The organism is Amycolatopsis pigmentata (genome assembly GCF_042684065.1).
Classification (GTDB): Bacteria; Actinomycetota; Actinomycetes; order Mycobacteriales; family Pseudonocardiaceae; genus Amycolatopsis_E; species Amycolatopsis_E pigmentata.
Map to the genome: position 1 here is coordinate 981,588 of NZ_JBHUKR010000006.1, position 23,291 is coordinate 1,004,878.

Sequence of the window (23,291 nt, forward strand, 5' to 3'; positions counted from 1 at the left end):
CATGACCGGTGACCAGGCCGGCCCGGACGAGAGCCCGCACCGGATCTTCGCCGAGACCGTCACGGCGAACGACATGCTCTGGGATCGTCAGATCTATGACGCCGACGGTGAGGAGGTGGGCAAGGTCGACGACCTCGAACTGACCATGCCCGGCGACGGCGGTTCGCCGTTCGTCAGTGCTCTGCTCTGCGGTCCCGCCGCCCTGGGCCCCAGGCTCGGCCGTCCCGTCGGCCGGTGGTGGGCCGCGGCCGGTCACCGGCCCCTGCGGATCCCGATGGAGCTGGTCGAGCGGCTCGACCGGCATGAGGTGCGGCTGCGCGTGCCCGCCCGCGAACTGCCGGACCCGCGCCGGGGAAACCGGTTGTGGGACCGGATCGTCTCCAGGATTCCGGGGAGCGGGCGATGAACGCGGTCGACCTGATCGGCTGCCAGGTGGTCGACCCGCACGGCAGGACCGTCGGGCGCGTGCACGACCTGGTCTTCCGGCGGACGGACGAGGGGGACGGGGTGCTGCCGAGGTTCGAACTGATGGCACTGGAGTGCGGCAAGGCCGGTGTCGGTGACCGGCTCGGCTTCATGCGCGAGGCGATGGCCGGGCCGTGGCCCTTGACCGTGCTGTTCCGGTGGCTGAGCCGTCACGCCCGGGTGGTCGAGTGGTCCGAGGTGACCCGCGTGGGCCCACGGCGGATCGAGATCGGAAAACCGCGGGAGCTCGTGCACCGCTCGATCGACGTGCTGCCCGCCTAGCAGGAACCACCCGGAGCGGCCAGGTCGGCGGTTCCCGTGTTTCGCGTCACGGAATCGCTATGGCTGCGCCGGCCGCGCCAGGCCATGGTGCCTTCTATGACCATCACCACGCGCGCCGCGATCTGCCGGGAACCCGGGCGCCCCTGGGAGATCGCCGACCTGGAGCTCGACGAGCCCAAGGCCAACGAGGTGCGGATCAAATTCCACGCGGCCGGGTTGTGTCATTCCGACGATCACATCCAGAAGGGCGACGCGCCGATGCGTTTCCCGGTGGTCGGCGGCCACGAGGGCGCCGGGGTCGTGGACGCGGTGGGCGAGGGGGTGACCCGGGTCGCGGTGGGCGATCACGTGGTCTGCTCGTTCATCCCGGCCTGCGGGCAGTGCCGCTACTGCTCGACCGGGCATCAGAACCTGTGTGACGAGGGGAAGAACGCCTCGACCGGCGAATTCCCGGACGGCACCTTCCGCTTCCATTCCGGCGGCGAAGATTTCGGCGGACTGTGCGTGCTGGGCACCTTTTCGCAGTACGGCGTGGTGTCCGAATGGTCGTGCATCACGATTCCCGAGGACATCCCGTTCGACGTGGCGTCGCTGGTCGGCTGCGGCGTGCCGACCGGGTGGGGGACCGCGGTGCACGCGGCGGGAGTGCGTGCCGGGGAAACCGTGGTCGTCTACGGCGCGGGCGGTGTGGGCAGCAATGCCGTGCAGGGGGCGCGATACGCGGGCGCGAAGAACGTGGTCGTGGTGGATCCGGTGGAGTTCAAGCGGGACATGGCCAAGGTTTTCGGTGCCACGCATACCTTCGCCGACCCGGAGGCGGCGAAGGAGTTCGTGGTCGAGACCACCTGGGGACAGCTGGCCGACCACGCGCTGATCACCGTCGGCGTGCTGCACGACGAGGTCATCGCGAACGCGCTCGACATCGTCGGCAAGAACGGGAAGGTGACCATCACCGCGGTGGGTGACGGCTACGTGGACGCCCCGGCCGGGCAGTTCATCGGCTACCAGCGCCGGGCACAGGGCGCGATTTTCGGGGCGTGCAACCCACTCTACGACGTTCCCCGGCTCCTCGGCCTTTACCGCTCGGGAGATCTCAAGCTCGACGAGCTGATCACCCGTCGCTATTCGCTGGACGAGATCAACCAGGGCTATCAGGACATGCTCGACGGCAAGAACATTCGTGGCGTGATCGTTCACGAGCACTGAAGAACGCGCACTGAAGAACGAGCGCCGGAGAACGAGCGCCGAAGAACGGGCACTGAAGGAGCCGAGGAGATGCCGATCACGACACGCGCCGCGATCACCCGTCGCGCTCACACGCCGTGGGAGATCACCGAGCTGACCCTGGACGAGCCGAAGGCACACGAGGTCCGCGTGAAGTTCCACGCGGCGGGCCTGTGCCATTCCGACGACCACATCACCCGCGGTGACGCGCCGGTCCGGCTGCCGGTGGTCGGCGGCCACGAAGGCTCAGGGGTGGTCGAGTCGGTCGGCCCGGACGTGCGGAGGGTGAAGCCGGGAGACCGGATCGTCTGCTCCTACATCCCCGCGTGCGGGAAATGCCGTCCCTGCTCCACCGGCAACCAGAACATGTGCGAAGCGGGGCTCAACGCGGGCACGGGAATGTTCCTGGACGGCACGTTCCGCTTCCACGAAGGGGAAACCGATCTCGGCGGATTCTGCACGCTGGGCACGTTTTCGCAATACGCCGTGGTATCGGAATGGGCGTGCATTCCCCTTCCGGACGACATCCCGTTCGAGATCGCCGCGCTGGTCGGGTGCGGTGTCCCGACGGGCTGGGGTTCGGCGGTGCACGCGGCCGGTGTGCGCGCGGGCGAGACCGTGGTGATCTACGGCGCGGGTGGCGTGGGCAGCAATGCCGTGCAGGGGGCGCGATACGCCGGCGCGAAGAACGTGGTCGTGGTGGATCCCGTGGAGTTCAAGCGGGACATGGCCAAGGTTTTCGGTGCCACGCATACCTTCGCCGACGCGAAGGCCGCGCACGACTTCGTGGTCGAGACCACCTGGGGACAGCTCGCCGACCACGCCATCTGCACCCCGGGTGTGCTGACCCAGGACATCGTGGACGCCGCGGTGGCCGTCGTCGGCAAGACCGGAAAGGTGACCATCACCGCGGTCGGCAAGCTGGGGGAGAAGGCCGTCCACGTGCGCGCTGGGTCGCTGATCGGCTACCAGCGACAGATCCGGGGCGCGCTGTTCGGGGGCTGCAACCCGCTTTACGACGTTCCCCGGCTGCTCGGTCTCTACCGCTCCGGGGATCTCAAGCTGGACGAGTTGATCACCCGTCGCTATTCGCTGGACGAGGTCAACCAGGGCTATCAGGACATGCTCGACGGCAAGAACATCCGGGGGGTCATCATCCACGAGCAGTAGGCGAGTTTGTCTTCCACCGGGCGAAAGCGTTCTCTCCTCCCCGGCGGCCGATGACGACCCTTGAGGCCAACCGAATCACGATCACTCCGCAACGAAGCGGGAGAAAGCACGTGAGGAAAAAGATTCAGCAGGCAATCGCGTTGACGGCGACGGCACTCCTGGCCGCCGCGTGCGGCGGTGGTGGCGGCGGCGGGAACGGAAGCGCCCCCGCGGGCCCTCCGCAGCACGGTGGCACGCTCACCGTGCTCGAAGCGGGAAGCTTCTCCGGCGCCTGGCCGAGCGGCCTCGACCCGGCCACCGACACCACCGGCGGGGCCAACCTGACCCAGATGAACGCGATCTTCAGCGGTCTGTTCGAGCTGGTCGCCAACGACGACGGCAGCAACGCACGGGTCGAGCCGGAACTGGCCAGCGGCTACGAACTCGCCGACGGCGGGAAGACCGTGCGGATCACCATCCGCGACGGGATCAAGTTCAGCGACGGCACCCCGTTCAACGCCGAGGCGGTCGCGTTCAACTGGAAACGGGCCCAGACTTCGACGTGCACCTGCAAGCCCGTCTGGCCGCTGGTGGACACCGACCCGATCACCACCGACGGCAATTCCGTGATCCTGAAGTTCACCCGCCCCTACGGCGCGGTGATCAACTCGATGGTCGTGTCCAACGCAAACTGGATCGCCTCGCCCACCGCGTTGCAGAAGATGGGCCCGGACCAGTTCAAGCTCACGCCGGTCGGGGCGGGGCCGTTCACGGTGGAAAGCGACCAGCTCAGCTCGGAGCTGCGCCTGACCCGCAACCCGAACTACCACAAGCCCGGCCTGCCCTACCTGGACAAGCTGGTGTTCAAGTCGGCAGGCGGTGACCAGCCCGCCTACCAGGCGATGCTGGCCGGCCAGGCCCAGGCCTACGAGGGCCTGGTGACCGTCCCGCTGCTCGAGCAGGCCAAGACGAACAAGAACCTCACGGTCACCGTCCAGCCGCCCACGTCGCCGTACGTGGTGCAGCTCAACACGAAGACCGCGCCGTTCAACGACCAGCGGGCGCGTGAGGCGATCTACTACGCGACCAACGTCGACGCGATCCGCAAGGGCCTGTTCAAGGACGTCTACCCCGCCGCGCAGACCTTCACCGGGCCGGGCGGGCTGTTCCACACCGACAAGATCGACGGCTACCGCACCTACGACCTGCAGAAGGCCAAGGACCTGGTGCAGCAGCTCGGTGGGCTCACGGTGGACCTCGGCACGCTGTCGAACTACGTCGCCGACCAGGTCGACACCGCGCTCCAGAGTCAGTGGCAGGCGGCGGGCATCACCGTCAACATGCACTCCGACCAGCTCAACGCGCTGATCGGGAATTTCAACTCGAACAAGTGGCAGGCGATGCTGCAGACCGCGGGCGCCTGGGATCCGGCCGCCGGGGTCGGCGTGTCGTTCCGGTTCGCGTCCAACGTGCCGTTCAGCGGCGTGAAGGACCCGGCGCTGGACGATCTGCTCAACCAGGCCGCGGCCGCGCTGGATCCGGCGACCCGGCAACGGCTCTACAACCAGGCGGGGAAGCTGATCAGTGACAAGGCTTACGCGCCTTTCATCCTGGCCTTCGCACCGGCGAACCTCGCGGTTTCCGGCGTGCACGGCCCGGGTCTGACCACGAAGATCCCGCCGCTGCTGGTCAACTCGGGAATTCTCTGGGATCAGGTATGGATGACACAGTAACGATCGGCCAGGCCGGGAAGCGGAGCGCGCTCGGTATTCTCTCCAGCTCGCCCAGCCTGCGGCTGATCGGCAGGCGGCTGCTCATGGCGATACCCATCGTGCTCGGGGTCAGCATCCTGACCTTCCTGGTGCTGAGCCTGATCCCGGGTAACGCCGCCCAGCTGCTGCTCGGCCCGGAGGCCACGCCCGACCAGGTCGCCGCGCTCAACCACGAGATGGGCTTCGACCAGCCGCCGGTGACCCGGTACCTGAACTGGCTCTTCGGCGCGCTCCACGGCGACCTCGGCCGGTCGCTGGTGAGCCACCAGCCGGTGGTGTCGGAGATCATCTCGCGGCTGGGCGTCAGCGGTGAGGCGGTGGCGCTGGCCTTCATCTTCTCGCTCGGCGCCGCCATCCCCGTCGCGCTGCTCGCGGCGCGGTGGCCGAACAAGCTGCTGGACCGCATCAGCATGGTGGTCAGCATCACCGGGTTGTCGGTGGCGAACTACGTGGTGGCGCTGCTGCTGGTGCTGTTGTTCGCGGTGCAGTTGACCCTCTTCCCGGCGATCGGGTTCGTCCCGATCAGCAAGGGGCTCGGGGCGAACCTGCAGTCGATGGTGCTGCCCGCGGCGGGCATGGCTTTCCCGCTGTTCTGCCTCTACACCCGGTTCCTGCGCGGGGACCTGGTCGACCAGTTGCAGAGCGAGGACTACATCGTCACCGCGCGCGCGAAGGGCATCGGCCCGTGGCAGGTGCTGCTGCGGCACGCCTTCCGCAACTCCTCCTTCGGGTTGATCACCGTGGTCGGGCTGAACCTCGGCACGCTGATCGGCGCGACCGTGATCATCGAGCAGATCTTCGCCCTGCCCGGCATCGGACAGCTGATGTTGCAGGCCATCAACACCCGCGACTACATCGTCGTCCAGGACTGCGTCATGGTCTTCGCGATCATCGCGGTGCTGGCCAACCTGTTGACCGATCTGCTCTACGCCGTGCTCGACCCAAGGATTCGTTATGGCAATGGTTGATGCCTCCTCGGTGCTGCTGACCGAGGAGGCCCCGAGCAGCCGCGGCTGGTTGCGTCACGTCGAACTGGCCGTGCCGATCGTGTTGCTGGTGCTGACCGTCGGCGGCTGTTTCCTGTGGCCGCTGATCGGTTCGGTGCCCTCACCGGTCGGCGGTGACGTGCTGAGTTCGGACCTTCCGCCGTTCTCGCCGGGACATCTGCTGGGCACCGACCCCAACGGCAACGACGTGTGGGCGCGGATCCTCTACGGGGGACGGAACTCGCTGATCGTCGGCGTCGCGGTGAACGTGATCGGCCTGTCGATCGGTGGCACGCTCGGCGCCGTGAGCGCGTTCGCGGGCGGGATCGCGGACACGCTGATCATGCGCCTGCTCGATGTGCTCATCGCGTTCCCTTCCCTGGTGCTGGTGCTCGCCGTGGCGCAGAGCCTCGGGCCCAGCCAGCTGAACACGATCTTCGCGCTCGCCTTCTTCTCGGTGCCGGCGTTCGCGCGGATCGCCCGTGCCGCGACACTGCGCCTGCGGGAACAGCCGTTCATGGTGGCGGCGATGCTGTGCGGAACCGGCACGAGGCGGACGTTGTTCCGCCACATCGCGCCCAACATCGCCCCGCAGCTGATCACGTTTTCGATGCTGGGCATGGGGATCACGATCGTGATCGAGGGCGCGCTGAGCTTCCTCGGGCTCGGCATCCCGGCGCCCGCGCCGAGCTGGGGAAACATGATCGCCCAGGGACAGCAGAGCCTTTCGGCCACGCCACTGCTGGTGGTCTGGCCGTGTGTCGCGCTGTTCCTGACCGTGCTGGCGTTCAATCTGCTGGGCGAGACCCTGCGCGGCCGTTGGAGCGGCCGATGACACGCAGACGCCGCGGCGAAATTCCGGAGGGACCGCGATGAGTGTGGAAGAGGTCACCGATCCCGTCGTGACATTCAACGACGGGCCGGCGCCCCTGCTCGAGGTGCAGGACCTGCGGGTGCGCTTCGACGCGCGCGGGCGCCGCGTGTACGCGGTGAACGGGTTGAGCTACCGGCTCGAAGCCGGGCAGATGCTCGCGATCATCGGCGAATCGGGTTCGGGCAAGAGCGTGAGCTCCCGTGCCCTGATGGGCCTGCTGCCGCCGACCGCGCGGATCTCCGGATCGGCCCGGTTCCAGGGCAGCGAACTGCTCGGGCTGTCCGAGAAGCAGATGCGGCGGCACCGGGGCGCCGACATCGCGATGGTGTTCCAGGATCCGGCCCGGTCGCTGAACCCGACCATGCGCATCGGCACCCAGATCACCGAAGCCGTGCGCGCACACGCTGGTGCCCGGCGGGGGCACGGCCCCCACACCCCCACTGGGGGCAAGCCCCCAGACCCCCTCACCACAAAGGCCGCGGCCCAGGAACGGGCCGTGGAACTGCTGAAACTGGTCCGGTTGCCGGCCGCGGAGCGGCGGTTCCACGAGTATCCGCACCAGCTTTCCGGTGGCATGCGCCAACGCGTGATGATCGCCATCGCGCTGGCCTGTGACCCGAAGCTGCTGATCGCCGACGAGGCGACCACCGCGCTGGACGTGACCACCCAGGCGCAGATCATGGACCTGCTGCTGGAACTCCAGGAACGCCTGGGCACCGCGATCATCATGATCAGCCACGACCTCGGCCTCGCCGCGACCTACGCGCACGACGTGATCGTGATGTACGCGGGCAAGGCGGTGGAGTACGCGCCGGCGAGGACACTGTTCTCCCACGTCCGCATGCCCTACACACAGGCTTTGCTGGGCGCCATCCCGCGGCTGGAACGTCCGCCCCACGCCGAACTTCCGGTCACCCCCGGGCAGCCGCCCGACCTTTCGTCCCCACCCGCGGGGTGTGCGTTCGCGCCGCGTTGCCCTCGCGCCACCGATCAGTGCCGTACCGAAGCGCCGCCCTTCGAAGAGCAGGAAACCGGCCACTGGTGGGCGTGCTGGCACCCCTGCGAAGACACCTTGAGCACGGAGTAGACCCATGAGTCAACCATTGTTGAGCGTGCGTAACGTCGTGCAGGAGTTCACCGCACGCGGCCGTGGGGGCGTCAAGGGCGGCGTGGTGCACGCGGTCTCCGGCGTCTCCTTCGACATCCGGCCGGGCGAGACACTCGGTGTGGTCGGCGAAACCGGATCCGGGAAGTCCACTCTGGCCCGTTCGGTGCTGCAGGCGCCGCGGCCGAAGTCGGGGGAGGTGCACTTTCAGGGCACCGATCTGATGCGCCTCAAGCGGCGGGGCCTGACCGAGGCCCGGCGGCACATGCAGATGGTGTTCCAGGACCCGTTCGGCTCGCTCAACCCGCGCTGGCGGATCACCGACATCGTCGAGGAACCGATGGTCGCCTACGGCGTGGGGGACCGGGGCAACCGGGTACGGCGACTGCTGGACCTGGTGGGGCTGAACCCGGACACCTTCGGCAAGCGCCGTCCGCACGAGCTCTCCGGCGGGCAGTGCCAGCGCGTGGCCATCGCGCGGGCCATCGCGCTGGATCCGGCGTTGATCGTGTGCGACGAGGCCGTGTCGTCGCTCGACGTGCTGATCCAGGCACAGGTGCTGAACCTGTTCGAGCGGCTGCGCCGCGAACTGGACCTGGCCTACCTGTTCATTTCGCACGATCTCGCGCTGGTCAAGCAGGTCAGCGACCGGGTCGCGGTGATGCACCTCGGGCAGCTATGCGAAATAGGCCCGGCCGAATCCCTGTACCGCTCGCCGTCGCATCCTTATACTGTCGCGCTGCTCGCGTCGATTCCGGAACTCGACCCGAACGCCTCACGGCGTCCGATCACCATTCGTGGTGAACCGCCGTCACCCATTTCGCCGCCGAGCGGGTGCCGCTTTCGGACGCGCTGCCCGCACGTGCAAACGCTGTGTGCAGAACAGGCCCCGGTTATGCGGGAACTGGCTCCCGGGCACAGCGTCGCCTGTCATTTTCCGGAAAAAGTCACCGGCGAGGCTGAAACGTTCTCATAACTTGACCCGGCGAAGACCCCGGTGATCGTTAACCGGCGTTAAATTTCGTGGTTGACACCCAAAATCGACACAATCGAAATAGGTGATCGACCATGACGACCCCATCCCGGGTACCCGAAGGGCTCACCCTCCCCGAAATCTGGTGCCCACTCACCGTCGAGGTACATCCCGACGCCGCTCTCGTCGAAGGCGTGCTCCTGGCGTGGGCCACCGGATTCGGCCTGGTCGCCGACGAGACGGCGGCCAGGCGGTTTTCCCTGGCCCGCTACGGCGTCTTCACCGCCTATACCTTTCCGCACGCGGCCGACCTCCCGCTGGCCGCGCAGTGGAACGCTTTCGACTGGTTCGTCGACGACCGGCTGGACGAAGAGGGCGTGGGCCTCGACTTCTGCCGGGAACTGCTCGCGCGCATGCCCGTCGAGGAGGATATAAGTCCGTCCTCTTCGCCGTCACCGCTGCTGGCCGCCCTCGACGACCTGTGGCGGCGAACCGCGCCGAGACGTTCGATCGAATGGCGGCGGAGATTCACCGGGCACTACCGGGACTGGCTCGCCTTCAGCGTCCTCGCCCGCCGCCACCGCGGCGAGGTGGACCTGGAAACCTATTTCCGCCGCCGTCGCATTCATTCCGGCGTCGAAATGAGCTTCGACCTGACCGAGGCGTGCGACGACCGGGAACTGCCCCCGGATCTGGTCGCCAGTCAGCAGTACCGGGAGTTACGCGCGGTCGCCAACAACGCGATTTCCTGGGCGAACGACATCTATTCGATCCGCAAGGAACTCGAAAACGGCGACGCCGGTTTCCTGCCCGCGCTGCTGGTCGCCGGGCACGGCTGCGACTGGCCTACCGCGTTGGCCCGATCGGCGGAAATGATTGCCGCCGCCACGCGCGATTTCCTCACCGCCTGCGACGATCTCCGCGAAGTGGCCCCGTTGTACGGGACCGAGTGCATCGAGGAGTCGATCGCCATTCTCGCCCGATGGATCGCGGGCAGCCTGCGATGGCATGCCGAGTCCGACCGCTATCGCCGGAGTTCCGTGGCGTGGAAGGAATGTGGCGACCCGGGTACCGGCGCTCCTACCGTCGAAGCAGGCGTGACGAAGGAGTCCCATGTTCGAAGCCATGATCGACCCGACCGGCACCCCCACCCGGGCCGAACAGGCGGTTCCCCTGGCACCCCGGCCGGAGAGCCTGCGTGGGCGGACGGTGGGCCTGCTGGCGAATTCCAAGAAGAACGCGGAAGAGTTCCTCGACAGCGTCGGCGACTTGCTCGCGCGCGACTACGGCGCGAGCGGCCTGGTGCGGCGTAAGAAGCGGGACATCACCAACCCGGTGCCGACGGAGATCCTGGCCGATCTGGTCCGCCAGTGCGACGTGGTCGTCGTCGGTGTCGGTGACTGTGGCTCGTGCAGCGCGTCGGCCATCGCGGACGGCCTGTTGCTGGAAGCCGAGGGCATCCCGGCCGTGGTCGTGTGCACCGAGGCGTTCCGGACCACCGCCGACGCGATGGCCGCGTTGCGGGGCAGCCCCGGCTACCAGTACGTGACCACCGCGCATCCGGTCGCGGTGCTCGACGGCGACGGCGTGCGCGAGCGCGCGGAACAGGCGATCACCGAGATCGTCGGCACCGTGGCCCGATGAGCGACGAAGAGATGCTGGCGTATGCGCGCCAGGCGATCGAACACGCCTACGAGCAAGGATGGACCGACGGCCTCCCGATCGTGCCGGTGACCGCGGCGATGGTGGAGGAGTTCCTCGCGACCACCGATCGCGCGGCCGATGAAGTGATCGCCGAGCTGCCGCACCTCAATCGGGCTTGCACGGTCGAGCGCGCCGCGGTGAACGCCGGCATGGCCGGCTGCCGTCCCGAGTACTTTCCGGTCGTCCTCGCCGTCTGGGCGGCGCTGGTGGCCGATCGCACGTTCCGCGCCGCGTGGCAGAGCACCAGCGGCCCGGCACCCCTGATCGTGGTCAACGGGCCGATCCGCGACGAACTGGGGATCAACAGCAAAGGCGGCGTGTTCGGCCCGGGTTTCCGCGCCAACGCCACGATTCCGCGCGCCATCGGCCTGACCATCCGCAACGTGTTCGGGGTGCGCCCGGCCGAACTCGAACAGGCGACGCAGGGCGTGCCCGGCCGGTGGTCGATCTGCATCGGTGAGAACGAGGAAGAAAGCCCGTGGGAGCCGTTGTCGGCAGAACTGGGTGTCGAAGCGGGAGCCGACGCGGTGTCGGCGTTGCTGCTGCGCACCTGTGAGTTCGTCGACAACCGGCACACGCGCGTCGCCGAAGAGGTCCTGTGGGATCTGGCGGACACGATCTCCCGGACGGGTGCGGCCATCGGCCGGCATTCGTCGGCGGGTCTGGTGCTGAGCGTGGAGCACGCCCAGCAGTTCGCCGACGCCGGTTTCGGCAAGGCCGACGTGCAGCGCTGGCTCTACGAGCATTGCGTGCGCAGCCATGCCGATCTCGAACGCGCCGGCAAGGGACTGGGCGGCCTGGAGGGACCGGGTATCGACGAGCACGGTCTGCACATGCTGCCGTCGCCGGAGCAGGTACCCATCGTCGTGGCGGGGGCGCGCAACGCGGCGATCTCGATGGTGGTGCGCCCGTTCGGTTTCGCGGGCTGGTCCCGCACGACTCATCGGATTGAACGGAAGGTTGGTGCTCGTGGAGGTATCGCTTGAAGGCAAGGTCGCCGTCGTCACCGGCGCCGGGCCGAACATCGGCAGCGGCATAGCGCTCGCGCTGGCGCGCTACGGAGCCAAGGTGGCCTGCAACGACATCAACCCGGACGCGGCCAAGGCGGCGGTCGAGCGTATTGAACGCAACGGCGGCACGGCCATCGCGATTCCCGGTGACGTGACCGACGAGGAGCAGGTCAAGGCCTATCTTCAGACCGTGGCCGAGACCTTCGGGCGCATCGACATCCTGATCAACAACGCCGCCCTCCTCGGCGGCCGTGGCGTGCTCGACGAGAGCGCGGAGTTCTTCGACCGGGCCGTGCGGGTCGCCGGGCTGGGCAGCTTCCTCAACACCAAGTACGCCGGACGGTACATGGCCGAGCACGGCATCAAGGGCTCGATCGTGTGCGTGTCCTCGTCCAACGGATGGTCGGGCTCGGCCGGCGTGATCGCCTACGCCTTCCACAAGGGTGGTCTGAACAACTTCGTCCGGGCGGCGGCGATGGACCTCGCGCCCTACGGCATCCGCGTGAACACCTTCACCCCGACCGCGCCGACCCCCGACAACCCGGCGTTCATCGCCGAGAACGGAGCGGGCAGCGTCCTGGACCGCATCCGTTCCCAGGGGCTCGGCGGCCCCACCGGGAACGAGGAGTGGCGGCGGCCGGCGCGCTTCGACGGCTCGCGGGCGCCGATGGTGCCGATGGGCACCACCGGCACACCGACCGACATCGGCCACTGCGTCGCCTGGCTGTGCTCGGACTACGCGCGCCTGATCACCGGCACCGACCTGGTCGTCGACGGCGGTGCCCGCGCCAAGAACTTCTCCTACTTCCCGGCTCCCCGCGAAGACATCGCCGGCCCGGTTCCCTTGATTCCCTTGGACATCACGGGCGAACTGGACGAGGAGATGTCCTAAGCCGCCGGGCCTCAGGCGCTCATGCGCTCGAAGGCGACCGGAAGGTGCTCCGGGCCGCGCAGGATCGCGTTCTCCCGATAGGGCGGTGGGTCGGCCACCAACGCGGGAGCCCGCATCCGGCGTGCGAGCGCGGTCAGGGCGATCTGTGCCTCGGCGCGGGCGAGGGTGGCACCTACGCAGTAATGCACACCGCCGCCGTAGGCGAGGTGAGGGTTGCTCTCGCGATCGGGCACGAACCGGTCCGGATCCGCGAAGACGGTTTCGTCCCGGTTCCCCGCCGCGAGCATCAGGAACATGCGGCTGCCCTGGGTAATCGTGACACCGCCGAGGTCGATGTCGGCCAGCGCCCGCCGGGTGGTCATCTGCACGGGCGGCTCGTAACGCAGCACCTCCTCGACCAACGGGATCGCCAGGTCCGGGTCTTCCCGCAGCCTGGCCATCGCACTCGGGTTGCGCATCAGGGTGAGTGTGCCGTTCGTGATGAGGTTGACCGTCGTCTCGTGCCCGGCGATGAGCAGCAACTGCACTGTGGCGTGGAGATCGAACAAGTCGAGCCTGTTCATCAACGCGCACAGGAGACCGTCGTCCGGGTTCTCGCGGCGGAAGTCGAACAACCCGGCACAGTAGGCCGTCATCTCCCCGCGCGCGATCGCCAGTTCGCGGAGGTCTTCGTCGGTCTGGGTCTCCGCCGGATCCAGGCCGCGGGTGAGCCTGCGGGCGAAGTCGCCGAAGATCGCCTCGTCCTCGCGCGGCACGCCGAGCAACTCGCAGATGACCGTGACCGGAAGCGGGTAGGCGAGGTCGTTCACCACATCGAGTTCACCGGCCTGCCCCGTGACGAAGGGCGCGAGGTGCGCGGAAACGAGTTCCTCCAGGTGTCCGCGTATGGTCATCACGCGGGGGATGAACTCGTCGGTGACGACGGCCCGCAACTCGTCGTGCCCGGGCGGATCCTGGTTCAGGAACGGCCCTTCGAATGGGCTTCCGTCGGGCTTGCGGATGGTCTGGCGGCGGGGGTCCGACGGATCGGGCTTGGACACGCCGACCCTGGGGTCGCGCAGGAGCTGGGCGATGTCGCGATGCCGGGTGATCACCCAGCGCCCGTCCTCGATCCGCGAGACGGGCTGTCGCCGCAGTTGCCGGTAGAACGGGTAGGGGTCGGACCTGTTCTCCGGCTTGAAGATGTTCTCGAACAGCTCGGTCTCAGACAGTCGTTCGATGGTGGTCATGATCGTCCTACCTTTCCAGTCCTCTCAGTCGCGTCCATCGGCCGCGAAGGGTGAGTGCGCGGGGACCGGCGTGAGTTCGGCGGGACCGTCGGTGGCGTTGATTTCCGGTGGGAACGGCGATCGCGCCCGGATGAGCGCGGCGTAGCCGTCCAGGACGCGGGGCGCGTTGACGGCGACCGCCGCCACCAGCCGTCCCCGGTGCCCGTAGGTCACGACGAACTTGTCCGCGTCGGGGGAACCCTGGGTGATGGCGACCTCGTCGGCGGGTGCGGTGAGTCCGACCGACTTCAGGTTCATCCCGAACTGGTTGGACCAGAACGACGGCAACTCGTCATGCGCCTTGGGTGCGCGGTGCCCGTGGACCATGGTGTGGGCGGCCACCCGAGCCTGCGAAATCGCGTTGTCCCAGTGGTCCAGGCGGACGAGCCGTCCGTCGTAGAGCGGGTGGGGCCAGCGCGCCACGTCACCGGCGGCGTAGATGTTCTCGGCGATGCGGCCGTCGAGGTCGAGCACTCGGCAGCTCGCGTCGCACAGGACGCCTCGTTCGTCCGCGGACAGACCCGAACCGCTCAACCAGCCGACGTTGCCGACCGCGCCAAGAGCGACCACGGCCAGGTCGGTCTCGATCGTCGTTCCGTCCGACAATCTCGCCCGCCGTAGCCGGCCGGCGGCGTCTCCTTCCAGGACTTCCACGGTGGTATTCGTTCGCAGATCGACGTCGGCGGCGCGCTGGACCCGGGCCGCGAACCGGCCGACGACGGTGCCCAGCGCCGTGGCAAGTGGCGCGGTTCCGCGCTGCACGAGGGTCACTTCAATCCCCATGTCACGGCACACCGAGGCGACTTCGGATCCGGTGAAGCCGCCGCCGATGACCAGCACGCGGCGCGGACCCGCGACCAGGGCGGCGCGCAGCCTCCCGGCGTCGTCGAGCCCACGAAGCAGATGCACCCCGTTCAGCGACGCCTCGGCGGCGTTGGGCCAGGGGCGAGCATGCGTGCCGGTGGCGATCAGCAGCTTGTCGTAGCCGATCCGGCGGCCGTCCGCGAGCACGATTTGCCGGCGTTGCCGGTCCAGGGCGCTCGCGGCCACGCCGAGCAGCCACCGGGCGTCGAGCGGACGGATCTGGGGGAGTTGGGTGTTCTTCGCGTCCAGCCGGCCGGCCAGCACGGCCTTCGACAGCGGAGGCCGGTCGTAGGGGCGATGCGGTTCGTCACCGACCAGGGTGACGCTGCCGGCGAATCCTTGCTCACGCAGTGCTTCGGCTGCCCGCAACCCGGCCAGCGAGGCGCCGACCACGACGATTTTCTCGTCATTCACCGGGCACCTCCGGGACAGCGGAGTCGCTACCGGGGACTACGCCGAGGCTGATCGCCTGCACCGGGCAGGCCGCGGCGGCCCGCCGGACCTCGGCCCATCTGCCGGGATCCGGCGCGTAGTCGTACTCCAGGGATTCGGTTCCGTGGAACCGGAACACCGTGGGTGCGGCGAAAACACACTGCCCATAACTCTGGCAGCGGTTCAGGTCCACCACGAGCCGCGGGGCTGCCACGGCCGACCGGACGTTCGCGGGTGAGGACGTCACCATCGTGCGCCCCTTCCTTCCTAGGGCTGACATATAAATCCTTACATGTCGTACCCTACATGTCGAACTCGATATGTAAAGAATTTCAGGTAGGGTGAGGTCAGGAGGTGGTGATGTCTCTACGCCACGCGATACTGAGCCTGCTGGCAGACCGCCCGGACACCGGCTACGACCTGGCCAAACGCTTCGACGGCATGCTGTCCAGCCACGCCTGGCACGCCAGTCACAGCCAGATCTATCCGGAGCTTCGCCGCATGACGGCGGCGGGCTTGGTCGAGGTCGTCGAGAAGGGCGCGCGGGGCAGCCGCACCTACACCATCACCGACGCCGGGCGGGCCGAGCTGCGCGACTGGGCCTTCAACCCCTCTGCCGCCGCGCCGGCCCGCAACGAGAAAGTGCTGCGCCTGCTGGCCTTGCCCGTCCTCGACGTGGCCGACGCCCGGCGACTCGCCGAGCGGGTCTCCGCCGAAAGTGACGAGCTGGAGGCACAGCTCCGGCAGTCCCAGCGGCAGGTCGCCGACGACCACGATCCCGGGACTCGTCCGGGATACGCGTATTTCTCCGCCGAGTTCGCCCTGCGCTATCTAAAGCTGGAGCGAGAATGGGCACGCTGGGTGCTGGAGAACTTGAAGCCCGGACCGTCCCGGAGAGGGCCTACGGCTTCTTGACGGTCCCGTAACGAAGCTTCGCCGCGAAGACCGCGGCCTCGGTGCGGCGCGTGAACCCGAGCTTGTGCAGGATCGACGAGACGTAGTTCTTCACGGTCTTCTCGGCGAGCCGCATTTCTTCGGCTATCTGCCGGTTGGTGCGGCCGGTCGCCACGAGGTCGAGAACGCGCTGTTCCTGCGGGCTCAACGCGGCGTAGTCGGGACTGCGGTAACGCTTCAGCACCGAAGCCGCCAGCGTCGGATCCAGCAGGGAACCCCCGGCGGCGGCCACGCGCACGGCCCCGACCAGGCTCGTGCCCGTGACTTCCTTGAGCACGTATCCGGCGGCGCCGGCCAGAATCGCGCCGCACAGCGCCTCGTCGTCGGTGTAGGAGGTGAGCATCAGGCACGCGGGCGGCGGGTCGACCGCGGTGCGGATGTCCCGGCACACGGTGACGCCCTCGCCGTCGGGAAGCCGGACGTCGAGCACGGCGACATCCGGGCGGACCAGGGGGATCCGCTCCAGCGCCTCGGCCGCGGAACCGGCTTCACCGGTCACGCGGATGTCGTCGTGGGCCTCGAGAAAAGTCCGTACACCGTGCCGGACGATCTCGTGGTCGTCGAGCAGGAACACCGAGATCGTCATCGTGCCTCCGCGGTCCAGGTCAGCCGGGCACCCCGAACCGGTGCGTCCTCGAGTGAACACGTGCCATTCCAGCGGGCGGCACGTCCGGTCAGATTCGCCAAACCACTGTAGTGGGGCAGCTCGTCCGGCGGTCCGATGCCGTTGTCGGTGACGATCAGGGTAAACCTGCGCCCGGCGCGGTCCACTTTGGCTTCCACCGAAACCGAGGTGGCGCCCGCGTGCCGGACCACGTTCGCCAGCGATTCGCGGAGCGCCGCGATCACGTCCATCCGCAGCGGCCCGGTGATCGCCGCCTCCAGTGGGCCGTCGAAGCCCACCCGTGGCTGGAAGCCGAGTGACCGCGCGCTGTCGCGGGCCAGGCGCAGCAGTTCGGAGCGCAACGCGTTCGGCCCGGCCGGTTCCTGCAACGACAGGATGGTCGTGCGGATTTCGCGGATCGTCTCGTCGACGTCGCGGACGAACGGGGTCAGTTCCGGGCGGCCGAGCGCGCTCAGGCCGAGGCCGATCGCGTAGAGCCGCTGGACCACCAGGTCGTGCAGGTCCCGCCCGATCCGGTTGCGGTCCTCGAGGACGGCGACGCGGTGACGATCGTCCTGGGCACGCGCGAATTCCATGGTCAGCGCGGCGTGCACGGCGAAGTCCCGCACCAGTTCGATCTCGTCGTCGGTGAACGGGGGCAGGTCTTCGAACCTCGCCATGAGCACCACGCCGAGGGTTTCGGAGCCGACGGTCAGCGGGACCGCGACCGCCGAGTCGAGGTCCTTCACCGTGTCCGGAACCGCGCCGCCCTGCTGTTCGACGACGTGCGCGCCGTACTGCCGGACCACGACGGGCTCACTGGAGGCGAACGCGAGACCGGTCGCGGTGTTTTCGACCGGAACGGTGACGTTGATGAGCTGAGTGTGCTCGGGATCGGGCGAGGCGATCACCTCGAAGACAAGCGTTTCCGGATCGTGCTCGGCGGGCCGGGCTATCGCGCCGACCGACGACCGCGAAACGGACCGTGCCTGTTCCGCGATCATCTGAAGCGTGCCGGCGAAGTCCCCGCCGGACAGCAGCGCCGCGGTGACCTGCCGAGATGCGGTCAGCCAGCGTTCCCGTTGCGAGGACCGGTCGTCGATTCGGTTCACGCTCCCTCCCGCGTCCACCGGTTGCCCAGGATAGCCGTTTCCTCGCCGGTGGGGTTCCCCGCGCGATAGGGATTTTCGGTGATTTTCCACCGCTGTCACGCCGGTGACGGGAATATCCCTTTGGCTGAGAGATCAAAAAAGCGGCTGAGACACCCGCTATGGGGAAACAGGCGCATGATGGAAGAGAAAGCTCCACGCGCGGGTAAGGGAGCCGCCTCATGCCGCCCTATGTGGACCTACAGCCGCTGTTGTGGCCGATCATCGTGCTGTTGTGGCTGGCCGTCTCGGCGTACTCGCGCACGGCGCTGCGCAAGCACTGGCGAGAACACCCGCATCCAGCCGCTCAGCGCGAACAAGTCGCGCACGAGGCCCCGAGCCGTCCGTCACTGGAAAAGCTGTTGCGCGCCCGCTGGGCGAAAGCGCGCGAGCGTTATGCGCGCATCGCGAGCGAGTACGCCGAGTACGAGTCGGACGCGCTGCAGGTGCTCCGCCTGCCCGCGCTGGCCGATCCGGAAGTCCCGTCCACGGCCCGGTTCATCGACGCCTTCCATGAGGCGATGGCCCTGAACACGGAGACTTTCCCACCGGAGGACATCGCGCGGAAGTTCGTCTCGGCGACCGAAACCGCGGTACAGGCCTGGACGGTGGCCCGGGACGCGGCCGAGAAGCTGCGCGCGTCCCGGTTCACCGCCGCCGAACGGAGCCTCATCGCTCAGGGCATCAAGTTGCTGGAACTGGCCCAGGGCGGGACGACGCCCGCCGAGCAGGACGCCGCCTTCAGCGCCGCCCGGCAGGTGCTCGCCAAGCTGGAGCGCAGCGTCGGCACCCGGCTGGAATGGCGTGTGCCTCGCACCGCGCGCGAGGAACTCGAGCGCCGGGGGAAGCCCCTACTCCCCTGAGAACCCGGACAGCGGTCAGCCGGGCATGGTCTCGCCGCCCAGCGCCGCGATGACCTCACCGGTGTAGTACGAGGACATCCGGTTGGCGGCGAGGAAAACGTAGGACGGGGCGAGTTCGTCAGGGTGCGCGGCACGGCCGAGCGGGACCTGCTCGCCGAAGGATTCCACGTGGTCGTCGGACATGGTCGCCGGGATGAGCGGCGTCCACACCGGCCCGGGCGCGACGCAGTTGACCCGGATACCGCGCGACACGAGTGTCTGGGCCATCGCGTAGGTCCACGCGATGACCGCGCCCTTGGTGGCCGAGTAGTCGATGAGCTTCTTGTTGCCGCGCAAGCCGTTCACCGACGCGGTGTTGATGATCGCGGAGCCTTCGCCGAGATGGGGCAGGGCATGCCGGGTGACCCGGAAGTAGCTGTGGATGTTGACGTCGAAGGTGCGCAACCACTGTTCCTCGGTCAGCTCCTCGAAAGAGTCGAGCTGCTGTTGGGTGGCCACGTTGTTCACGAGCAGGTCGAGCCCGCCCAGTGCCTCGACCGTCCGGTCGACGACCTGACGGCACTGCTCCGCGTCGCCGAGGTCCCCGGGCAGCAGGACGCACTGCCGCCCGGTCTTCCGTACGAGTTCGGCGGTGTGCTCGGCGTCCTCGTGCTCCTCCAGATAGGAGATGGCGATGTCGGCACCTTCCTTGGCGAAGCCCACCGCGACCGCCCGGCCGATTCCCGAGTCCCCGCCGGTGATCAGCGCGCGCTGGTCGCGCAGGAGGTCACGGCCGGTGTAGTCGGCCATCTCGTCCCGTGGTTGCGGGCTCATCTCGGCGGTGGTGCCGGGTGGTTCCTGGTTCTGTGGAGGTTGGCTCATAGCCCAGGTGTCCCCCCTCCGGCCGTGGCGAAAACACGGTTCGATCCGCCCCGCCCGGGTAGTCCCCTTCTCATGAAGGTTGTGGTCACCGGTGGCAGCGGCAACGTCGGCACGAGTGTGCTCGACGCCTTGGCCGACGCCGCGGAAGTGGACGAGATCGTGGCGCTCGCGCGCCGGGAGGCCGGGTGGACGAAGCCGGGCCTGCGCTGGGTGCGGGCGGACGTCTCCACCGACGACCTCGGGCCCTTGGTGCGGGGCGCGGATGTGGTGATCCACCTTGCCTGGCTTTTCCAGCCGACCCACGATCCGGTGGTCACCTGGCGCGAGAACGTGCTGGGCGGCATCAGGCTGTTCGAGGCGGTCGTGGAGGAGAAGGTGCCCGCACTGGTGTACGCGTCGTCCGTGGGTGCGTACTCGCCGGGGCCGCAGGAGAGCCGGGTGGACGAAAGCTGGCCGACCGATGGCTGGCCCGGAGCGGCGTACACGCGGGAAAAGGCTTATCTGGAGCGGTATCTGGACGCCTACGAGCCCCGCAATCCGGGTGTGCGTGTGGTGCGGTTGCGGCCGGGGTTCGTGTTCAAACGGGAATCGGCGTCACAGCAGCGTCGCCTGTTCGCCGGGCCGTTCGTGCCGGGTGCCCTGGTGCGCCCGTCGTTGCTGCCGGTGATACCGGACGTGCCGGGGCTGCGGTTCCAGGCCGTGCATTCCGCCGACCTGGCCGACGCCTACCGCCGGGCGGCCTTGCGGGAGGTACGGGGCGCGTTCAACATCGCCGCCGAGCCCGTGATCGACGCTTCGACGCTGGCCGGGATGTTCGGCGCGCGGCGCGTTTCGCTGCCACGGTGGGCGCTGCGCGGACCACTCTCGGCGGCGTGGCGCGCCCATCTGGTCCCGGCTTCGCCGGGCCTGTTCGACGCGGTGCTGCGGTTGCCGATCATGGACACCACCCGGGCACGCACCGAACTGGACTGGACACCGCGGCACAGCGCGACCGACGCGATCGGGGAGTTCCTGAGCGGCCTGCGTGCCGGAGCCGGGACGTCGACCGCGCCGCTGGCCCCCGACAGCGCTTCCGGACGGCTGCACGAGGTGAAAACGGGCGTAGGCAGCCGCCCGTGACGCGCGCCGCTCCATCGTCACGTCGCTGAGATCACCCGGCCACCCGGCGCCGGGGGTGATAGGAATGCGAAGGTGACCCAGATCGAGACCGCGGCCGACGAGGCCGTCACGTTGACCAGCGAGCTGATCAGGATCGACACCACCAACACCGGTGACCCGGAAACCCTTGTGGGAGAACGGGTCGCGGCGGAGTACGTGGCCGAGAAACTGACCGAAGCGGGCTACGAAATCTCCTATGTGGAATCCGGCGCCCGCGACCGGCACAACGTCATCGCTCGCCTGCCCGGTGCCGATCCGGGCCGCGGCGCGCTGCTCGTCCACGGTCATCTCGACGTGGTGCCCGCCGATCCGTCCGAGTGGTCGGTGCATCCCTTCTCCGGCGCGGTCCAGGACGGTTACGTGTGGGGGCGTGGTGCGGTCGACATGAAGGACATGGTCGGCATGACGCTGGCGATCGCGCGGCACTACCGGCGCGACGGCATCGTGCCGCCGCGCGACCTGATCTTCGCTTTCCTGGCCGACGAAGAAGCGGGCGGGAAGTTCGGCGCGCAGTGGCTGGTGGACAACCGGCCCGAACTGTTCGAGGGCGCGACCGAGGCGATCAGCGAGGTCGGTGGCTTTTCGGTGACCTTCAAAGACGGCGTGCGGACCTATCTGATCGAGACCGCGGAAAAGGGCATCCGGTGGATGAAGCTGCGGGTGCGGGGCACCGCGGGGCACGGCTCGATGATCCACCGGGACAACGCCGTCACCAAACTGGCGGAGGCGGTGACGCGGCTGGGAAATCACCGTTTCCCGTTGGTGCTCACCGATTCGGTGCGGGAGTTCCTGGCCGGGGTCACCGAACTCACCGGGTGGGACTTTCCCGAGGACGATCTCGACGGCGCCGTCGCCAAGCTGGGCACGATCTCGCGGATGATCGGCGCGACGCTGCGGGACACCGCGAACCCGACCATGCTGACCGCGGGCTACAAGTCCAACGTCATCCCGTCGGTGGCCGAAGCCGCGGTGGACTGCCGGATCCTGCCGGGGCGGATCGAGGCCTTCGACCGCGAACTCGACGAGATCCTCGGCCCGGACGTGGAAAAGGAATGGATGGAACTGCCGCCGGTGGAGACGACCTTCGACGGCGCGCTGGTCGACGCGATGACGGCCGCGCTGGCCGCGGAGGATCCGGGGTGCACGAGCCTGCCCTACATGCTCTCCGGCGGGACCGACGCGAAGGCGTTCCAGTCGCTGGGCATCCGCAATTTCGGGTTCGCGCCGCTGAAACTCCCGGCCGATCTGGACTTTTCCGGGCTGTTCCACGGAGTCGACGAGCGGGTGCCGGTCGAAGCACTGCGGTTCGGCGTGCGCGTCCTCGACCGGTTCCTCAGGTCGTCGTAACTCGGCTACGAAGCGAGATAGGTGCCGACCGCGGGCTGGCGCTTGCGGCGGAGCCAGACCCGGCGCGTCCCGTCGGAGTAGAGGCGCACGGTGGACAGCTCCCAGCCGGCGAACTCGGCGTGGATCGACAGCTGCGTGGCGGCGGCGCGCCGGGACAGGCCGGGCGGCAGCTGCAGCCGGCGGTACTCCCAGTCCTCGTCGACCACCGCCTCCTGGTGCTTCATGGCTGGATCACCTGGATCCCTTCTCCCGTTGCGGAGCCGACGAACACCCGGGCGGTCGCTTCGTCGACTGCGATCGAATTGGGCTGGCGGATGGTGGGGAAGCGGTATTTCTCGGTCGGTTCGCCGCCGCGGACATCGAAGCCCACGACTTCGTTGCGCTCGGTGAGCGTGACCCAGGCGAGGCTGCGCGCGGGGTCGTAGGCGATCGCGTAGATGCCGCCCGCGACCGGATAGAGCTGGCGCAGCAGCAGCGGGCTGGTGGAGAAGGCGAGCAACGCGCCACCGCGCGTGTCGGTGACCAGTGCGCGGCCGTAGGAATCGGCCACCGCGTTGGTCGCGCCGTCACCGGCGCGCAGGCCCTGGCCGATCGTGCCGCCAGGCACGTCGACGGTGAACACCGCGGTGCGAAGCCGGTCCAGCACCACGGTGCTGTTCCCGGCGCGGACGATCTGGTCCGCGCTGTAGAGGCCGCCCGTGATGGTCTTGACGGTCTTGCCGTCGTCGACGACGTCGACCGTCTTGCGGTCGCGGACCGCCACGAGCGTCCCCGAGGGGCCGGGGACGGCGTCGGCGGGCGCGCCCGCGACGGGGACCGTCGTGAGTTGGCCGCCCGGCAGCGCGATCCGGGCGATCTCGCCCCGGGAAGGGATGGTCGCGAGCAGTTCTCCGGTGCCGGTGGTGAGCCGTTCCACCGGTCCGTCGAGTGTGACCACGGCCGGAGCGGAGCCGAAGTCGTCGAGCCGGTAGAGCGAGACCACGTTGCCGGCCGCGACAGCGAGAATGCGGGCGGCGCCGTCACTCGCCATTGCGCCGATGCTACCGGCGGGGAGGACGGTGCCCGCGGGCTTCGCGGTGGGGGCGGGCGAGACGGGCGCGGTGGCGGCCACGGGATTGGACACGACCTGCAACTCGTCGCCTTGGCCGTTGGCGTTCTTACCCGTCGAGCAGCTCGTCAGCACCGGTATCGCGAGCAGGGCGCAGGCGAGTGCGACCGCGATCCCGCTGCCGGCCGACCTCCGCACTTGACCTCCTGCCCCGAGGTACTTCTTCAGCATGCTCCACATTGCCCGCCACGTCACGTAGGGGGTCTGGGGGCTTGCCCCCAGCGGGGGGTGTGGGGGGCGGTGCCCAC

Annotated in this window: 24 protein-coding genes and 1 pseudogene; 17 read left to right on the top strand and 8 right to left on the bottom strand. The window is 68.5% G+C overall.

The genetic code is table 11. The features are described from left to right. Position 1 precedes the first annotated feature (1 nt). From ACFSXZ_RS12485 to ACFSXZ_RS12545, 13 genes and pseudogenes are all read left to right on the top strand, one after another. Positions 2-406, top strand: coding sequence for a hypothetical protein (locus ACFSXZ_RS12485; protein WP_378264568.1), 405 nt, complete (start codon positions 2-4; stop codon positions 404-406). Then, positions 403-747: a hypothetical protein gene (locus ACFSXZ_RS12490; protein ID WP_378264570.1), complete on the top strand. Its 345-nt coding sequence runs from the start codon at positions 403-405 to the stop codon at positions 745-747. Before ACFSXZ_RS12485 ends, ACFSXZ_RS12490 begins: the two co-directional genes overlap by 4 nt. 96 nt (positions 748-843) lie before the next feature. Beyond that, positions 844-1,953 (top strand): NDMA-dependent alcohol dehydrogenase, encoded by a 1,110-nt coding sequence (locus tag ACFSXZ_RS12495; protein ID WP_378264572.1) that lies wholly within the window; start codon positions 844-846, stop codon positions 1,951-1,953. A gap of 69 nt (positions 1,954-2,022) precedes the next feature. Next, positions 2,023-3,141, top strand: coding sequence for an NDMA-dependent alcohol dehydrogenase (locus ACFSXZ_RS12500; RefSeq protein ID WP_378264574.1), 1,119 nt, complete (start codon positions 2,023-2,025; stop codon positions 3,139-3,141). Positions 3,142-3,251: 110 nt separating this feature from the next. Continuing rightward, complete coding sequence (locus tag ACFSXZ_RS12505) at positions 3,252-4,853, top strand: ABC transporter substrate-binding protein (RefSeq protein ID WP_378264576.1); 1,602 nt, start codon at positions 3,252-3,254, stop codon at positions 4,851-4,853. Continuing rightward, positions 4,838-5,860 (top strand): ABC transporter permease, encoded by a 1,023-nt coding sequence (locus tag ACFSXZ_RS12510; RefSeq protein ID WP_378264578.1) that lies wholly within the window; start codon positions 4,838-4,840, stop codon positions 5,858-5,860. The genes ACFSXZ_RS12505 and ACFSXZ_RS12510 overlap by 16 nt, the downstream gene beginning before the upstream one ends. Then, positions 5,847-6,713: an ABC transporter permease gene (locus ACFSXZ_RS12515; RefSeq protein ID WP_378264580.1), complete on the top strand. Its 867-nt coding sequence runs from the start codon at positions 5,847-5,849 to the stop codon at positions 6,711-6,713. Before ACFSXZ_RS12510 ends, ACFSXZ_RS12515 begins: the two co-directional genes overlap by 14 nt. Before the next feature lie 37 nt (positions 6,714-6,750). Beyond that, positions 6,751-7,839: an ABC transporter ATP-binding protein gene (locus tag ACFSXZ_RS12520; RefSeq protein WP_378264582.1), complete on the top strand. Its 1,089-nt coding sequence runs from the start codon at positions 6,751-6,753 to the stop codon at positions 7,837-7,839. Between the two features lie 4 nt (positions 7,840-7,843). Beyond that, complete coding sequence (locus tag ACFSXZ_RS12525) at positions 7,844-8,833, top strand: ABC transporter ATP-binding protein (RefSeq protein WP_378264584.1); 990 nt, start codon at positions 7,844-7,846, stop codon at positions 8,831-8,833. 92 nt (positions 8,834-8,925) lie between these two features. Beyond that, positions 8,926-9,714: pseudogene (locus ACFSXZ_RS41275) on the top strand (terpene synthase family protein); the annotation flags it as partial. A 241-nt stretch (positions 9,715-9,955) separates the two neighbouring features. Further along, on the top strand, positions 9,956-10,474 hold the full coding sequence (locus ACFSXZ_RS12535; RefSeq protein WP_449224275.1) for a UGSC family (seleno)protein: 519 nt from the start codon (positions 9,956-9,958) through the stop codon (positions 10,472-10,474). Then, positions 10,471-11,520 carry a hypothetical protein gene (locus ACFSXZ_RS12540; RefSeq protein ID WP_378264590.1) on the top strand — a complete coding sequence of 350 codons (1,050 nt, stop codon included), beginning with the start codon at positions 10,471-10,473 and terminating at the stop codon, positions 11,518-11,520. The genes ACFSXZ_RS12535 and ACFSXZ_RS12540 overlap by 4 nt, the downstream gene beginning before the upstream one ends. Beyond that, positions 11,504-12,436 carry an SDR family NAD(P)-dependent oxidoreductase gene (locus ACFSXZ_RS12545; RefSeq protein ID WP_378264592.1) on the top strand — a complete coding sequence of 311 codons (933 nt, stop codon included), beginning with the start codon at positions 11,504-11,506 and terminating at the stop codon, positions 12,434-12,436. Before ACFSXZ_RS12540 ends, ACFSXZ_RS12545 begins: the two co-directional genes overlap by 17 nt. A gap of 11 nt (positions 12,437-12,447) precedes the next feature. Here ACFSXZ_RS12545 and ACFSXZ_RS12550 read toward each other — a convergent pair whose 3' ends face one another. Genes ACFSXZ_RS12550 through ACFSXZ_RS12560 form a run of 3 tightly spaced genes read right to left on the bottom strand, consistent with a single transcriptional unit; the run spans position 12,448 to position 15,250 of the window. Beyond that, a complete protein-coding gene (locus ACFSXZ_RS12550) occupies positions 12,448-13,665 on the bottom strand; it encodes a cytochrome P450 (RefSeq protein WP_378264594.1) in 1,218 nt (405 codons plus the stop codon). Positions 13,666-13,689: 24 nt separating this feature from the next. Next, positions 13,690-14,982 carry an NAD(P)/FAD-dependent oxidoreductase gene (locus ACFSXZ_RS12555; protein WP_378264596.1) on the bottom strand — a complete coding sequence of 431 codons (1,293 nt, stop codon included), beginning with the start codon at positions 14,980-14,982 and terminating at the stop codon, positions 13,690-13,692. After that, a complete protein-coding gene (locus ACFSXZ_RS12560) occupies positions 14,975-15,250 on the bottom strand; it encodes a ferredoxin (protein WP_378264598.1) in 276 nt (91 codons plus the stop codon). The genes ACFSXZ_RS12555 and ACFSXZ_RS12560 overlap by 8 nt, the downstream gene beginning before the upstream one ends. Before the next feature lie 110 nt (positions 15,251-15,360). Here ACFSXZ_RS12560 and ACFSXZ_RS12565 point away from each other — a divergent pair, with 110 nt between their 5' ends. Next, entirely contained in the window at positions 15,361-15,915 is a 555-nt protein-coding gene (locus ACFSXZ_RS12565; protein WP_378264600.1) for a PadR family transcriptional regulator, read from the top strand. Here ACFSXZ_RS12565 and ACFSXZ_RS12570 read toward each other — a convergent pair. Further along, positions 15,902-16,540, bottom strand: coding sequence for a response regulator (locus tag ACFSXZ_RS12570; protein ID WP_378264602.1), 639 nt, complete (start codon positions 16,538-16,540; stop codon positions 15,902-15,904). The two genes, ACFSXZ_RS12565 and ACFSXZ_RS12570, sit on opposite strands and share 14 nt — an antisense overlap. Further along, entirely contained in the window at positions 16,537-17,670 is a 1,134-nt protein-coding gene (locus tag ACFSXZ_RS12575) for a GAF domain-containing sensor histidine kinase (protein WP_378264604.1), read from the bottom strand. The genes ACFSXZ_RS12570 and ACFSXZ_RS12575 overlap by 4 nt, the downstream gene beginning before the upstream one ends. Positions 17,671-17,888: 218 nt before the next feature. On the opposite strand from ACFSXZ_RS12575, the gene ACFSXZ_RS12580 reads away from it, so the two are divergent. After that, complete coding sequence (locus ACFSXZ_RS12580) at positions 17,889-18,569, top strand: hypothetical protein (protein ID WP_378264606.1); 681 nt, start codon at positions 17,889-17,891, stop codon at positions 18,567-18,569. 15 nt (positions 18,570-18,584) lie between these two features. Here the strand turns inward: ACFSXZ_RS12580 and ACFSXZ_RS12585 are convergent, their stop codons facing one another. Then, on the bottom strand, positions 18,585-19,430 hold the full coding sequence (locus tag ACFSXZ_RS12585) for an SDR family oxidoreductase (protein WP_378264608.1): 846 nt from the start codon (positions 19,428-19,430) through the stop codon (positions 18,585-18,587). A gap of 72 nt (positions 19,431-19,502) precedes the next feature. On the opposite strand from ACFSXZ_RS12585, the gene ACFSXZ_RS12590 reads away from it, so the two are divergent. Further along, entirely contained in the window at positions 19,503-20,549 is a 1,047-nt protein-coding gene (locus tag ACFSXZ_RS12590; protein WP_378264610.1) for an NAD-dependent epimerase/dehydratase family protein, read from the top strand. A 72-nt stretch (positions 20,550-20,621) separates the two neighbouring features. Continuing rightward, positions 20,622-21,935, top strand: coding sequence for a M20/M25/M40 family metallo-hydrolase (locus ACFSXZ_RS12595; protein ID WP_378264612.1), 1,314 nt, complete (start codon positions 20,622-20,624; stop codon positions 21,933-21,935). Between the two features lie 5 nt (positions 21,936-21,940). Here ACFSXZ_RS12595 and ACFSXZ_RS12600 read toward each other — a convergent pair whose 3' ends face one another. Together ACFSXZ_RS12600 and ACFSXZ_RS12605 are read right to left on the bottom strand one after the other, a co-directional pair. Then, on the bottom strand, positions 21,941-22,159 hold the full coding sequence (locus ACFSXZ_RS12600) for a DUF5703 family protein (protein WP_378264614.1): 219 nt from the start codon (positions 22,157-22,159) through the stop codon (positions 21,941-21,943). After that, the gene (locus ACFSXZ_RS12605) at positions 22,156-23,214 is read right to left on the bottom strand and encodes a YncE family protein (protein WP_449224276.1); all 1,059 of its coding nucleotides are present in this window, start codon (positions 23,212-23,214) and stop codon (positions 22,156-22,158) included. Before ACFSXZ_RS12605 ends, ACFSXZ_RS12600 begins: the two co-directional genes overlap by 4 nt. Positions 23,215-23,291: the final 77 nt, after the last annotated feature.

Bases quoted from the DNA above. Each gene is read 5' to 3' on its own strand.
- ACFSXZ_RS12590 (WP_378264610.1), top strand. From the start codon at position 19,503: ATGAAGGTTGTGGTCACCGGTGGCAGCGGCAACGTCGGCACGAGTGTG.
- ACFSXZ_RS12515 (WP_378264580.1), top strand. From the start codon at position 5,847: ATGGCAATGGTTGATGCCTCCTCGGTGCTGCTGACCGAGGAGGCCCCG.
- ACFSXZ_RS12605 (WP_449224276.1), bottom strand. From the start codon at position 23,214: ATGCTGAAGAAGTACCTCGGGGCAGGAGGTCAAGTGCGGAGGTCGGCC.
- ACFSXZ_RS12495 (WP_378264572.1), top strand. From the start codon at position 844: ATGACCATCACCACGCGCGCCGCGATCTGCCGGGAACCCGGGCGCCCC.
- ACFSXZ_RS12560 (WP_378264598.1), bottom strand. From the start codon at position 15,250: ATGGTGACGTCCTCACCCGCGAACGTCCGGTCGGCCGTGGCAGCCCCG.
- ACFSXZ_RS12535 (WP_449224275.1), top strand. From the start codon at position 9,956: ATGATCGACCCGACCGGCACCCCCACCCGGGCCGAACAGGCGGTTCCC.
- ACFSXZ_RS12550 (WP_378264594.1), bottom strand. From the start codon at position 13,665: ATGACCACCATCGAACGACTGTCTGAGACCGAGCTGTTCGAGAACATC.
- ACFSXZ_RS12540 (WP_378264590.1), top strand. From the start codon at position 10,471: ATGAGCGACGAAGAGATGCTGGCGTATGCGCGCCAGGCGATCGAACAC.
- ACFSXZ_RS12585 (WP_378264608.1), bottom strand. From the start codon at position 19,430: ATGAGCCAACCTCCACAGAACCAGGAACCACCCGGCACCACCGCCGAG.
- ACFSXZ_RS12580 (WP_378264606.1), top strand. From the start codon at position 17,889: ATGCCGCCCTATGTGGACCTACAGCCGCTGTTGTGGCCGATCATCGTG.
- ACFSXZ_RS12570 (WP_378264602.1), bottom strand. From the start codon at position 16,540: ATGACGATCTCGGTGTTCCTGCTCGACGACCACGAGATCGTCCGGCAC.
- ACFSXZ_RS12500 (WP_378264574.1), top strand. From the start codon at position 2,023: ATGCCGATCACGACACGCGCCGCGATCACCCGTCGCGCTCACACGCCG.
- ACFSXZ_RS12565 (WP_378264600.1), top strand. From the start codon at position 15,361: ATGTCTCTACGCCACGCGATACTGAGCCTGCTGGCAGACCGCCCGGAC.
- ACFSXZ_RS12490 (WP_378264570.1), top strand. From the start codon at position 403: ATGAACGCGGTCGACCTGATCGGCTGCCAGGTGGTCGACCCGCACGGC.
- ACFSXZ_RS12485 (WP_378264568.1), top strand. From the start codon at position 2: ATGACCGGTGACCAGGCCGGCCCGGACGAGAGCCCGCACCGGATCTTC.
- ACFSXZ_RS12510 (WP_378264578.1), top strand. From the start codon at position 4,838: ATGGATGACACAGTAACGATCGGCCAGGCCGGGAAGCGGAGCGCGCTC.
- ACFSXZ_RS12525 (WP_378264584.1), top strand. From the start codon at position 7,844: ATGAGTCAACCATTGTTGAGCGTGCGTAACGTCGTGCAGGAGTTCACC.
- ACFSXZ_RS12600 (WP_378264614.1), bottom strand. From the start codon at position 22,159: ATGAAGCACCAGGAGGCGGTGGTCGACGAGGACTGGGAGTACCGCCGG.
- ACFSXZ_RS12520 (WP_378264582.1), top strand. From the start codon at position 6,751: ATGAGTGTGGAAGAGGTCACCGATCCCGTCGTGACATTCAACGACGGG.